This is a genomic window from Clostridium budayi (assembly GCF_055396605.1).
Genome location: NZ_AP042456.1, coordinates 847,041 through 860,473, shown reverse-complemented (window position 1 = coordinate 860,473; position 13,433 = coordinate 847,041). Strand labels below are relative to the sequence as shown.

Annotated in this window: 13 protein-coding genes; 10 read left to right on the top strand and 3 right to left on the bottom strand. The window is 28.5% G+C overall.

Features of this window, described 5'->3' with window-relative positions; all coding sequences use genetic code 11:
* Window positions 1-118 precede the first annotated feature (118 nt).
* Window positions 119-820: a YetF domain-containing protein gene (locus ACZ5TJ_RS03945; RefSeq protein WP_464201465.1), complete on the top strand. Its 702-nt coding sequence runs from the start codon at window positions 119-121 to the stop codon at window positions 818-820.
* A complete protein-coding gene (locus ACZ5TJ_RS03940; protein ID WP_464201464.1) occupies window positions 817-1,197 on the top strand; it encodes a DUF4363 family protein in 381 nt (126 codons plus the stop codon). Before ACZ5TJ_RS03945 ends, ACZ5TJ_RS03940 begins: the two co-directional genes overlap by 4 nt.
* Before the next feature lie 39 nt (window positions 1,198-1,236).
* Here ACZ5TJ_RS03940 and ACZ5TJ_RS03935 read toward each other — a convergent pair whose 3' ends face one another.
* Window positions 1,237-1,542 carry a DUF1540 domain-containing protein gene (locus ACZ5TJ_RS03935; RefSeq protein ID WP_464201462.1) on the bottom strand — a complete coding sequence of 102 codons (306 nt, stop codon included), beginning with the start codon at window positions 1,540-1,542 and terminating at the stop codon, window positions 1,237-1,239.
* A gap of 228 nt (window positions 1,543-1,770) precedes the next feature.
* Between ACZ5TJ_RS03935 and ACZ5TJ_RS03930 the strand changes: the two genes are divergently transcribed.
* The 7 genes from ACZ5TJ_RS03930 to argF are packed head-to-tail and all read left to right on the top strand — an operon-like array spanning window position 1,771 to window position 9,689.
* The gene (locus ACZ5TJ_RS03930) at window positions 1,771-2,991 is read left to right on the top strand and encodes an argininosuccinate synthase (protein WP_464201460.1); all 1,221 of its coding nucleotides are present in this window, start codon (window positions 1,771-1,773) and stop codon (window positions 2,989-2,991) included.
* Window positions 2,992-3,009: 18 nt separating this feature from the next.
* Window positions 3,010-4,410, top strand: coding sequence for an argininosuccinate lyase (argH, locus tag ACZ5TJ_RS03925; RefSeq protein WP_464201458.1), 1,401 nt, complete (start codon window positions 3,010-3,012; stop codon window positions 4,408-4,410).
* A 14-nt stretch (window positions 4,411-4,424) separates the two neighbouring features.
* Window positions 4,425-5,462, top strand: coding sequence for an N-acetyl-gamma-glutamyl-phosphate reductase (gene argC, locus ACZ5TJ_RS03920; protein ID WP_464201456.1), 1,038 nt, complete (start codon window positions 4,425-4,427; stop codon window positions 5,460-5,462).
* 25 nt (window positions 5,463-5,487) lie between these two features.
* Window positions 5,488-6,696, top strand: coding sequence for a bifunctional glutamate N-acetyltransferase/amino-acid acetyltransferase ArgJ (argJ, locus tag ACZ5TJ_RS03915; RefSeq protein ID WP_464201454.1), 1,209 nt, complete (start codon window positions 5,488-5,490; stop codon window positions 6,694-6,696).
* A 17-nt stretch (window positions 6,697-6,713) separates the two neighbouring features.
* Complete coding sequence (gene argB, locus ACZ5TJ_RS03910; RefSeq protein ID WP_224167755.1) at window positions 6,714-7,574, top strand: acetylglutamate kinase; 861 nt, start codon at window positions 6,714-6,716, stop codon at window positions 7,572-7,574.
* A gap of 8 nt (window positions 7,575-7,582) precedes the next feature.
* Window positions 7,583-8,749, top strand: coding sequence for an acetylornithine/succinylornithine family transaminase (locus ACZ5TJ_RS03905; protein WP_464201450.1), 1,167 nt, complete (start codon window positions 7,583-7,585; stop codon window positions 8,747-8,749).
* 19 nt (window positions 8,750-8,768) lie between these two features.
* The gene (argF, locus tag ACZ5TJ_RS03900) at window positions 8,769-9,689 is read left to right on the top strand and encodes an ornithine carbamoyltransferase (RefSeq protein WP_464201448.1); all 921 of its coding nucleotides are present in this window, start codon (window positions 8,769-8,771) and stop codon (window positions 9,687-9,689) included.
* Between the two features lie 62 nt (window positions 9,690-9,751).
* Here argF and ACZ5TJ_RS03895 read toward each other — a convergent pair whose 3' ends face one another.
* Together ACZ5TJ_RS03895 and ACZ5TJ_RS03890 are read right to left on the bottom strand one after the other, a co-directional pair.
* Window positions 9,752-10,789, bottom strand: a complete 1,038-nt coding sequence (locus ACZ5TJ_RS03895) for a nucleoid-associated protein (protein ID WP_464201446.1) — start codon at window positions 10,787-10,789, stop codon at window positions 9,752-9,754.
* 145 nt (window positions 10,790-10,934) lie between these two features.
* The gene (locus tag ACZ5TJ_RS03890; protein WP_464201445.1) at window positions 10,935-12,542 is read right to left on the bottom strand and encodes a Na/Pi cotransporter family protein; all 1,608 of its coding nucleotides are present in this window, start codon (window positions 12,540-12,542) and stop codon (window positions 10,935-10,937) included.
* 223 nt (window positions 12,543-12,765) lie between these two features.
* Between ACZ5TJ_RS03890 and ACZ5TJ_RS03885 the strand changes: the two genes are divergently transcribed.
* Window positions 12,766-13,308, top strand: coding sequence for a class IV adenylate cyclase (locus ACZ5TJ_RS03885; RefSeq protein ID WP_464201443.1), 543 nt, complete (start codon window positions 12,766-12,768; stop codon window positions 13,306-13,308).
* Window positions 13,309-13,433 lie beyond the last annotated feature (125 nt).

Genomic DNA, 13,433 nt, shown 5'->3' with positions numbered 1-13,433 from the left:
TGATTTACTTTTATTATATTTCTTTAAAGCTATTTTTGAAACCCTCTAACAAAATATATATTAGGCTGAATAGAAATTTTAAAATCTACAAATATTATTCATTAGAGAGGTGTTTATAATGTTTATTGTTTGTATAAGAACTGCTATATTATACATTTTAGTAGTTGTAGTAATGAGGCTTATGGGTAAACGTCAAATAGGCGAACTTCAGCCATACGAATTTGTAATAACTATAATGATTTCTGATTTGGCATCACTACCAATGCAAGATAGTAGGCTACCATTACTTTTAGGAATTATTCCAATTTTAACTCTTTTGCTTCTTAAAATTTTACTTTCTCAATTACAATTAAAATGCCAATTTGCTAGAAGAGTTGTAGAAGGTGAACCATCAATTTTAATTTATAAAAGCAAAATTAATTATAAAGCTCTTAAAAGTCAGCAAATAAATATTGATGAACTTATGGAAGAGATGAGATTATCAGGTTACTTTAATCTAGATGATATTACTTATGCAATACTTGAAACAAATGGTCACATATCATTCTTTCCTTCAGAACCAAGTAGTAGCAATAATACTCAATCTTCTAACCAAAATAGTAATACAGAATTATACCTTCCAAAAATATTAGTATCTGATGGAAAGATAAATAAGAACCCATTAACTAAAATGGATAAGGATAAAGATTGGATAATTAATGTACTGAATAAACATGGCATAGATGATGTAAAAAAAGTACTTATTGCTATGTACGATACTAGTGGTAAATTTAAATATCAACTATTTGATAAATATGAAAAGAAGGAGAAAAAGAAATGAAGAACACAATAGTTTCTATAATTCTATTTATTACTGTAATTGGCTTTGTCTCTTTTGCTCATAATGAACTGATAGACCTTTGTGATAATATTAATAAAGATAGTGAAAAGATTGAAGAATTAATAAATGAAGATAAATGGGATAAAGCTTATGAAGAGTCCGTAGCCCTTTTAAGTAAATTAAAGGATGAATCGTTAGTATCTTCTATGTATATTAATCATGTTGAATTAGACCAATTAGTTGACAATACAGTACTTGTTACAGTTAATGTAAAATGTAAAACAAAGAATGATGCATTAGCTTCACTTCATGTTGTAAAATATAATTCAAATAGAATAAAAGAAATGCAAAATCCCAAACTACGTAATATATTATAATAAAAAGGTTTGCTAAAAACTTAGCAAACCTTTTTATTTTTAATATCCTTTTGGTACAAAACTTGAACATTCTGTACAAGAATTTTGTCCTTCTATATCAACATAATTTGATACACATCTTTGGTTTTCATTATACATACAATTTACTGCTGAACACCTTATTGCCATATTAGGATTTATCTCCATATTCATGCTTGACATTGAACCATCTTTTTCATCAAAGCTTTTACAATTAGTTTGACTTGATGTTTCTGCATGATTTCCTCCAACTTCAATTGATTCTAGACAACAATGATGATCTTTATTATGAGCACATGAACGTACTCCACAACTTAATGTAGCCATAATTATCACTCCTTATATACTGCTTTCCATTTTATTATTTGTAAAAAGATTTATTTTAAACTTTTAATTTTTTACTCGATTTTTGTATATTTTTACTCGCTTTATGCATATTATACATCATAAGTTTATTTTTCAAGTTAATTATGCATTTGCACTTGCATAATTATACCTAAAGGAGTATAATCAATTTCATTAGTAATATTTGTTAAATAAAAAGGGGGCTATATTATGAAAAATTATAAAAAGGTTGTTTTAGCTTATTCAGGAGGACTTGATACTTCAATTATTATTCCATGGCTTAAGGAAACTTATGGAGTTTCTGAGGTAATTGCAGTAGCTTGTAATGTAGGACAAAAGGATGAGCTTAATGGCTTAGAAGAAAAAGCATTAAAAACTGGAGCATCAAAATTATATATAGAAGATTTAACAGATGAATTTGTTAATGAATATATTTTTGAAACAATAAAAGCTTCAGCAATTTATGAAGGTAAATATCTTTTAGGAACTTCCTTTGCTAGACCTTTAATGGGAAAAAGACTTGTGGAAATAGCTAAAGAAAATGGGGCAACAGCTATTTGTCATGGTTGTACTGGAAAAGGAAATGACCAAGTTAGATTTGAACTTGCAATAAAAGCATTTGCACCTGAAATGGATATTATTGCACCTTGGAGAATTTGGGATATAAAATCTCGTGAAGAAGAAATTGAATATGCTAAGGAAAGAAATATTCCTTTAAATATAACACCTGAAACAAACTATAGTAAGGATAAGAATATATGGCATTTAAGTCATGAAGGTTTAGATCTTGAAGATCCAAAAAATGAACCTAATTATAAAAAGATTCTAGAACTTTCTAAAACATTAGAAGATGCTAAAGATGAACCAACTTATATAACTTTAGAATTTAATAAAGGAATTCCAGTATCTTTAAATGGTGAAAATTTAGATGGTAAAACTCTTCTTGAAAAACTTAATGAGATTGGTGGAGAAAATGCCATTGGAATAATTGATATGGTTGAAAATAGACTTGTTGGTATGAAATCAAGAGGTGTTTATGAAACTCCTGGTGGAACAATTCTTTATGAAGCACATTCCCTTTTAGAATCAATATGTCTTGATAAAGAAACTGCACACTATAAACAAATGATATCTTTAAAATTTGCAGATATAGTTTATAACGGTCAATGGTATACTCCACTTCGAGAAGCTCTTTCAGCATTTGTTGATAAAACACAAGAAACTGTAACTGGAACAGTAAAACTTAAACTATACAAAGGTAACATTGTAAATGCAGGTATAACTTCTCCATATTCTTTATACAATGAAGACTTTGCAACATTTGGAGAAGATAATGTATATAATCAAAATGATTCAGCTGGATTTATTAACTTATTTGGGTTACCGATAACAGTAAAAGCTTTAATGGAAAAGTCTTTAAAAGACAAATAAATTTAAGGAGATAATTTTATGAAACTTTGGGGCGGAAGATTTAAGGAAGGAACAAATAAAGATGTTAATGATTTTAATTCATCAATAAGAATAGATAAAAGAATGTTTAAAGAAGATATTCTAGGAAGTATAGCACATGTAAAAATGCTAAAAAAACAAAATATTATTCCAAGGTCCTCATGTATAAAAATTGAGGATGGACTTAATGAATTATTAAAAAGATTAGAAAATGGTGTTATTGATATAGATGAATCTTCTGAAGATATTCACAGTTTTATTGAAGGGCTATTAACTTATTATATAGGTGATGCTGGGAAAATGCTTCATACCGGAAGAAGCAGAAATGATCAAGTAACATTAGATTTAAAACTTTATTTAAAAGGTTATGTACCTCTTCTTATTAATGATATAGTTAGCCTTTTAAAAGTTATATATACAAAGGCTACAGAAAATGTCGATACAATAATGCCAGGATATACTCATCTTCAAAAAGCTCAACCAATTACTTTTTCTCATCATATTCTAGCTTACGCTGAAATGTTTAAGCGTGATATTTCTAGAATAAAAGATTATTTAATAAGATTAGATGAAATGCCATTAGGTAGTGGTGCTTTAGCAACTTCCACTTATCCAATTGATAGAAGCTATGTTGCAAAAGAACTTTCTTTTAATAAAATCACCTTAAATAGTATTGATTCAGTATCAGATAGAGATTATGTTATAGAGCTTTTATCTGTGCTTTCAATTATAATGATGCATCTTTCAAGATTTTCTGAAGAAATAATTCTTTGGTGTACTAACGAATTTAATTTTGTTGAATTATCAGATGAATATAGTACTGGAAGCAGTATAATGCCACAGAAAAAAAATCCTGATGTTGCTGAACTTGTTCGTGGAAAGACTGGAAGAGTTTATGGTGATTTAGTTACACTTCTTACAGTCATGAAAGGTATTCCTCTTGCATATAACAAAGATATGCAAGAAGATAAAGAAGCTTTATTTGATGCATTAGATACTGTAAAACTTTCTCTTGTTACCTTTACTGGTATGATAGATACAATGAAAATAAATAAAGATGTCATGAAATCTGGCGCTGAACTTGGATTCACTAATGCAACAGACCTTGCTGATTACTTGGTGAAGAAAGGTACACCATTTAGAGAAGCACACGGCATTGTTGGAGAAGCTGTTTTATATTGTATAAAAGAAAATAAAGGATTGAGTGACCTATCAATACAAGAACTTAAAAAATTTTCTCATATTTTTGAGGAAGATGTATATGATGCAATTAATCTTTCCGCCTGTGTAAATGGCAGAAATGTTATTGGCGGTCCTGGCAAAGACTCTATATTAACTCAATTAAAATTTTTAGAAAGTTTTATAAAAGAACATGAATTAATTAATTTTAATCTAAATTAAAGGGGGCTATATTTATGATTAAAGTTGGTATAATTGGGGCTACTGGATATGTAGGAGCTGAACTTACTAGGCTTCTACTCTCCCACCCTAAAGTTAAGCTTTATAAAATAAGTTCAAAAAGCTATAAGGGCGAAAAACTTAGTAATGTATATAAAAACTTTTTTAATGTAACAGACTTAATATGCGAGGATATTGATGATGTTATTAAAGAATGTGATGTTATATTTACTGCTCTTCCACATGGATATAGCGAAGAAATTATTTATAAATCATTTAATAGTGGTAAACTCTCAATAGATCTTGGAGCAGATTTTAGACTAGATAGCGAAGACTCTTATGAAAAATGGTACGGAAAAAAGTTTTCTGAAAAGTCACTTCATAAATATAGTGTATATGGACTTCCAGAATTAAATAGAGAGAAGATAAAAAACTCTAAAATAATAGGTAATCCTGGATGTTATCCAACTTCTATAGAACTTGCACTATTACCACTACTAAAAAATAATATGATAGAAACAAAGAAAATAATATGTGATTCAAAATCTGGAGTTACAGGCTCTGGAAGAGGACTTTCTGAATCTTCTCATTACACTAATGTTAATGAAAATTTTAATCCTTATAAAATCGGATGTCACAGACATATACCTGAAATAGAAGAAACTCTAACAAAAATTTCTGTAGATGATGTAAATATAATTTTTACTCCTCATTTACTTCCAATAAATCGCGGTATATTATCAACAATCTACTGTACACTTAAAGATAAAAATTTATCTTTAGATAAAATACACGAAACTTATGATAAATTCTATAGAAATGAACCTTTCGTAAATATACTTCCACTTAACGAAATTGCAAAAATTAAAGATGTAACTTTATCAAATAATTGCAATATATCTCTTCATTTAAATCATAGAAAAGATGAACTTATTATTATAAGTACAATAGATAATATGCTTAAGGGAGCAAGCGGACAAGCAATTCAAAATATGAATATAGCTTTAGGATTTGATGAGAAATGTGGACTTAATCTCATCCCTACTCCATTCTAAAGTTATACTTAAGGGGGCTTTTAAAATGAATTTTATTGAAAACGGTAGTGTAACTTCTCCTGAAGGTTTTTTCTCCTCAGGAATACATGTTGGACTTAAAAAAAATAAAAAAGATTTAGCACTTATATATTCAAAAGAAATAGGAACAGCCTGCGGTGTATATACAAAAAACGAAATAAAGGGAGCTCCTATTTATGTAACTAAAGAACATCTTAAAGATAATAAAGCTCAAGCAATAATAATAAATAGTGGTAATGCTAATACATTAAATGGAGAAGAAGGATTAAAGAATGCAGAAAAAATGGCATGTTTAACTTCTGATTCTCTTAATATAGATAAAAATAATGTTCTAGTTGCTTCAACTGGAGTAATAGGCGTTCCACTTAATATAGATTTAATAGAAAATGGTATAAACACCCTAACATCTACTTTAAGTCAAAATTCTTCTAATGCAGCATCTGCTATTTTAACAACAGACACTTTTAAGAAAGAATGTGCAGTAGAATTTTTTATTAACGATAAAAAAATTACTATTGGCTCTATTTGCAAAGGATCTGGAATGATTGAACCTAATATGGGGACAATGCTATCTTTTATAACAACTGACCTTTTAATTACTCCAAACCTTTTAGATGAAGCACTTAAAGAAAGTGTAAATATAAGTTATAACAGGGTATCTGTAGATGGAGATACTAGTACAAATGACATGGTTTTAATTATTGCAAATGGATTAGCTAAAAATGAGATTATATCTTCTAAGGATGAAAATTATTATAAATTTTTAGATGCTTTAAATGCCTTAAATATTAAACAAGCTAAAAGAATAGCTAAAGATGGTGAAGGTGCAACAAAACTTATTTCTTGTAATGTTATAAATGCTCCATCTATTGAATCAGCAGAACTTCTTTCAAAAAGCGTTATTAAATCATCTCTTGTAAAAACTGCAATGTTTGGAGAGGATGCAAACTTTGGTAGAATTCTTTGTGCACTTGGCTATAGTGAGGCTCAATTTAATCCTAATTTAGTTGATGTATATTTTAAATCTCACTCAACAATTAAAGTTTGTGAAAATGGTTTTGCACTTCCCTTTGATGAGGATATTGCAACTGACATATTAAAAGATTCTGAAATAACTATCATAGTTGATCTAAAACTTGGGGAATATGAAGTAACTTCCTTTGGATGTGATTTAAGTTATGACTATGTAAAAATAAATGCAGAGTATAGAAGTTAATGGGAGGTTATGATTTTATGTCTACAAACAGTTCATTTACTGGGGATATTTTAGCTAATGCACTTCCCTACATCCAAAAATACTCTGGTAAAACAATAGTAATAAAATATGGTGGTAACGCAATGATTTCAGATACTCTTAGAGCTTCTGTAGTTAATGATATTATTTTATTAAAATGTGTTGGTATAAATCCTGTCGTAGTACATGGCGGTGGACCTCACATTTCTAAATTTTTAAAGAAACTCAATATAGAAAGTAAATTTATTAATGGCTTAAGATATACAAGCGATGAAGTTATAGATTTAGTTCAAATGACTTTAGGTGGAAAAGTAAACAAGGACTTAGTTAGCTTATTTCAGAAGTTTGGTGGAAAAGCTATCGGCTTATGTGGAATGGATGGTGCTTTAATTGAAGCTAAAAAATATGTTTCATCTGAAGATTTGGGATATGTCGGAGAAATTACAAATATCAATACTGAGGTATTAGAAATGGCACTAAAATCTGACTATATTCCTATCGTTGGAAGCATAGCCCTTTCCCCTGATGGTAATAATGTTTATAACATAAATGCAGATACTTGTGCATCCAAAATTGCCGCATCTTTAAAAGCTGAAAAATTAATCTTATTAACAGATATTGAAGGCGTTATGCTTGATATAAAAAACTCTAACACATTAATATCTAAACTTAGACTTCATGAAATACCAAAGCTTACTCAAGATGGAGTTATAAAATCTGGTATGATACCTAAAATTGATTGTTGCGTTGAAGCAATTAGAATGGGCGTTAGTAAAGCTCATATTATAGACGGAAGAGTTAAAAATTCGCTTTTACTCGAACTTTTCTCAGATGATGGAATTGGTACAATGATTTATTAAGAAGGGATATGATATTTATGAACTACCTAAAAAATTCTCTTATGAATACTTATTCTCCTTTTCAAGTTGTTTTCACAAAAGGCTATGGAACTTATCTTTATGATACTTTAAATAATAAATACTTAGACTTTACAAGTGGAATTGGAGTTAATTCATTAGGATATTGTGATAAAGATCTTACTGATACTATAGTAAATCAAGCAAAAAATTTATTACACACATCTAACATCTTCCTTAATGATAAAAATACAGTATTATCAAATAAGTTATGCTCTATAAGTAAAATGAGTAAAATATTTTTCTCAAACTCTGGAGCTGAAGCTAATGAAGGTGCAATAAAACTTGCTAGAAAATATAGTTATGATAAATATAAAACTGAAAAGAGAAGCACTATACTAACTCTTGAAAAATCTTTTCATGGAAGGACTTTATGTACATTAAAAGCAACAGGACAAGAAAAATTTCATAAGTACTTCTCTCCTTTTCCTGAAGGATTCAAATATACAAAAGCTAATGATATAAAAATGCTAAAGGAGTCTTTAACACCTGATGTATGCGCCATAATGCTTGAAGCAATTCAAGGAGAAGGTGGCGTTAATCCAATATCTTATGACTTTGTTAAAGAAATCTTTAAGCTTTGCAGGGAAAAAGATATTTTAATAATATTTGATGAAGTTCAATGTGGAATCGGTCGAACAGGTAAAGTATTTGGATTTAATCATTTTGATGTTATTCCGGATATAATTACAGTTGCAAAAGGACTTGGATCTGGGGTTCCTATAGGAGCTTTTATGTGCAATGAAAAATTAAAGGATGTATTTTCCCCTGGAGATCATGGTTCAACCTTTGGTGGTAATCCACTTTGCACTTCTGCTGCAATTACTGTTGTAGACAAAATATTAAATGATAACTTTTTAAATGAAGTTACTAAAAAGGGTGAAAAATTATTTTCTATTTTAAAAACTTCTAAAAATATACTAGATATTAGAGGGCTTGGACTTATGATTGGAATAGAAACTAAGTTTAAAGCATCTGATATTCAAAAGAAAGCATTAGATAAAGGACTTTTAGTATTAACAGCTGGTGAAAATACTATCCGTCTTCTTCCGCCACTTACTATAAGTTTTGAAGAAATAGAAATTGGGGCTAACATTTTACTAGATATAATAGGTTAATATTTAAGGGGGGCTATTTTTGAAAAAAGATTTATTAACAATGAAATCACTTACTAAAAATGATATACTTGAACTTCTTAATCTTGCTGATCAATTAAAATATGAAAAAAATCATAGTATTCCACACCCATTACTTAAAGGCAAAACTCTAGGAATGATTTTTGAAAAATCTTCTACACGTACAAGAGTTTCCTTTGAAGTTGGTATGAATGATCTTGGAGGACATCCATTATTTTTAAGCTCAAATGATCTTCAAATAGGTCGTGGAGAACCTATTTGTGATACAGCAAGGGTTCTATCTAGATATTTAGATTGCATTATGATTAGAACTTACTCTCAAGATGAAGTTAATTCACTTGCAAACTATTCTAATATTCCTATAATTAATGGACTTACTGATTTAGAACATCCATGCCAAGTTCTTGCAGATTTAATGACTATACGAGAATATAAAACTTCTTTTGATAATCTTAAAGTTTGCTATATTGGTGATGGAAATAATATGGCTCATTCACTTATGGTTGGCTGTCTTAAAGTTGGCATGGATTTTACAATGGCTTGTCCTAAAGACTATTCACCATTAGATGAATATATTAAATATTCAGAAGAACTCTCTAAAGAAAATGGTACTAAATTTAAACTAACTACTTCTCCAAAAGAAGCGGCTGTTGATGCTGATATAGTTATAACAGATGTTTGGGCAAGTATGGGGCAAGAAGAAGAAGCTAAAAAAAGACAAGAAGCATTTAAAGGTTATACAGTTGATTTAGATTTAATGAGCATTGCAAAGGATGATGCAATCGTCCTTCATTGTCTTCCAGCACATAGAGGTGAAGAAATTTCTAGTGAAGTTTTAGATAGGTACTCACCTTCTATATTTGATGAAGCTGAAAATAGATTGCATGTTCAAAAAGCAGTATTAGTTAAGCTAATGAGCTAAATTAAAAAGTGCAAATATATAGTGAAATATAAAATATTTTCACTTATATTTGCACTTATAATTTATTTTTCTATATAGTTTTTGACGTGCTTAATAACCATATTAATACTTCCGTCACCATTTCTTATTATTTCAAACTTACTCTCATCATTATATACTTCTTCATCTATATAAAGATCTATTTCCTTATCAATTTTAAGTCTTACTCTCTTAAGTTTTTTCTCAACCCAGGTCTTATCTACTTCTACTTCTTCAGCACCTTGACTCTTTATAAATGTTGAGAAGTTTTCTTTAATGTTACCTTCATGCTTAAATAGCTCTTCTGAAAGTTCATCAATATTTATAACATCCTCTTCTTTAAGTTTAGCCTTAACCGTACTACGTACTTTCTCTGCTTGATCTGCATCCTCTGCAAAAGTTTCTCTAGTCCATGTTTCTGCCGCTTTTAAAAAGTTTTTTGTAATATCTCTTTCGTTTGCAACAATCGTACATCCTAAGAAATTATTTATAAAGTAATTTGCTCCATATTCATCTTCATTTTTACTCTTTCTTTGCTTATCCAAAACCATAAGATTATATTTATCTTCTTCTCTTATTGGCTTAATAAATGCAGCTTTTTGAATCTTTTGTGAGCTTCCAGGAAGACCTGCTGCTTGTGGTACTATACCAATTCCTATTTTATTTTCAACAAATTCTACTTGATGAGTAAAGTTTTTAATATAGTCCATTTTTAGTATTGCAATCATTGGACCTTGATCTGTTACTATTGATGCCACAATTAAATCACAAGATGGAATATTTACATTACCATTCATTATGGCAAACATTTGCAGTGCAAGTTCTTTTGATAAGTTAATAAGATCATTATCTATTCCATTTAAGTAGTCCTGAACAACTTCTTTTACTATGCTTCTTCCTTGGTTAAACTTTGCATATTTTAACTCTTCATCTTTAAAGCATTTTTCTATATGTTTAAATACAAACTTGTATATATCTTCATTTAAATCTAAAGTAAATTCATTAAGTACTGGCTCTCCCCCATTACTATCTAATATATGTATAACAGCTTCATTTATATTAATATCATTTACATATTCCATTATTATATTTACCTCCACCAATTTAATAACATTTTATATTGTAACACAAAAAATAATTTTTTTATAAAAAGATATTATCTTAATAATAAGAAAAGGTAGTAATAAACTAAAATCTATTACTACCTTTTCTATAAATTAAATTATATTATCTTGCTGAAATCACTTCTGCAATATTTACTGCATGATCTCCTATTCTTTCTAAATTACTTATAATATCTAAGAATATTACACTACCATGAGCTGAACCTTTTTTGCTTGATAATCTCTTTATATGGCTGTTTCTTAATTCTTTTTCCATATTATCTATCGCATCTTCAAGTTTAGCTAATGAGTTTATATTATTTAAATCTTTATTTTCATATGTATTAAATGCCATTTCAACTACTTCTAATGTAGTATTGTACATTACTTTTAAATCTTGTTTCTCTTCTTCATCATAATGAACTTTTCCATTTACTTTTTCTATAGCAAGTTCAGCTATATTTTTAGCATGATCTCCTATTCTTTCTAAGTCACTTATAACGTGGAAGTTTGCAGTCACTGAGTTATTTACGTCTCCAGATAATTCTGATTGAGATATTTTCATTAAATAATCAGCTAGATCTTTTTCTAATGTATTTATAAGTTCCTCATTTTTCATAACTTTTTCTGCATGTTCTAGAGAACTATCTCTAAATGCTTCCATTGAAAGTATGAAGTTTTCTCTTGCTTTTTCAGCCATTCTTAAAGTTTCCTTTTCAGCTTGAACTGATGCTATAACAGGGTTTTCTAATAATTTATCATCTAAATATATAGTATCTTTTTTCTCTACCTTATCATCCCCTGGAAGTATCTTATTAGCAACTAATACTAAGAAATTGATAAATGGTAAAAGTATTAATGTAACTGTAATATTAAATATAGTATGTGCATTTGCAACCTGTCTAGTTACACTATCTGGACTTATTGATTGAACTATATTAACTAATATTCCTACAAATGGTATAAATATAATAGTTCCTATAACGTTAAATAATAAGTGTATTATTGCAGCTTTCTTTGCTGTCTTGCTAACGCCAACAGCTGAGATTAATGCTGTAATACATGTTCCAATATTACATCCTAATATTATTGGTAAAGCAACATTTAATTTTATTGCACCAGATGCCGCAAGTGCTATAAGTATACCTGTTGTAGCTGATGAACTTTGTACTAAAGCTGTCATTAAAAGACCAGCTAAAATTCCTAAGAATATATTGTCACCAACTAAAATTACAAAATGTTTAAATATATCTGAGTCAGCAACAGGCTTCATTGCCCCTGACATCATTCCCATACCTAAAAATAAAAGACCAAAACCTAATAATATACTTGCTATATCTTTTACTTTTTTATTTTTAGCAACTAATGTTATTATTACTCCTATACCAATAACTAATGGAGCTATTCCTTCTAAGTTGAAAGATACCATTTGAGCTGTTATTGTTGTCCCAATATTTGCTCCCATTATTATACTTGCCGCTTGAATTAAATTCATAAGCCCTGCATTAACAAAACTAACTACCATTACTGTAGTTGCACTTGAACTTTGAATTACAGCAGTGACAAATGCTCCAACTAAAACACCAATAATTCTATTGCTTGTAACTTTTTCAATTATTGATTTTAATTTTTCTCCAGCAGCATTTTCAAGACCATCTCCCATTAGTTTCATACCAAAAAGGAAAAGTCCTAGTCCTCCAATAAGACCTGAAATAATTGCTAATATATTCACTATTTATTCCTCCAACCTCTATTGTTATTTTCTTATGTTTGAAAATTTAATACCTATTATAATATTATAACCTTTTGTTCATAAAGTTAATACTTATAACCTTTTCTTAACGGCTTGTTTACAGAATGTTTATCAGATTGTCCCTATTTACTTTCCTATTGTTTAAAATATGTAAAAATTGATGTAATATTAATTATATAAATATTTTTAGGAGGATATTAGTATGGCTAAGGAATTAGAAACTAGAATAATTGATATTGATTTAGATAAATTAAGAAATAAATTAAATTCAATTGGTGCTAAAAAGATTAAATCTGAAAATCAAATAAATGATTTATATGATTTTGAAGATAGTAGACTTTTAAATAATAAAGGATACGCTAGAATTAGAACAGTTCATGATCTTTTAAATGATAAAGAAATTATATTTATGACAACAAAAAGACTTCTTTCACAAGGTAAATTTAAAGAAATGGAAGAAAATGAGGTTATTGTTGATAATAAAAAAATGGCTGAAGGTATTTTTAAATCTTTAGGACTTAATGTTTATCAATCAATAAAAAAATATAGAGAAAGCTATAAAGTATTAGACGGCTTAGTAGAAATAGATATAAATGATAAGGATTTTTGTCCTTTCCCATATATTGAAATAGAAACTTCATCAGAAGAAAGCCTAAAAAAAATTCTTGATTTATTAGGTTATAAAATGGAAGACACAACATCTAAAACTATTTATGAATTAATAGATGAATATAAAAATAGATAAAATTAAGGGTACTTTAAGTACCCTTAATTTTATCTAATAAGTTCCCAATCTATTTCATCCTCTTTAAGATCTTTTTCTCTATTATTATGTTTTTTAACTACTTCTTTTTCATTATCTTTATTCTC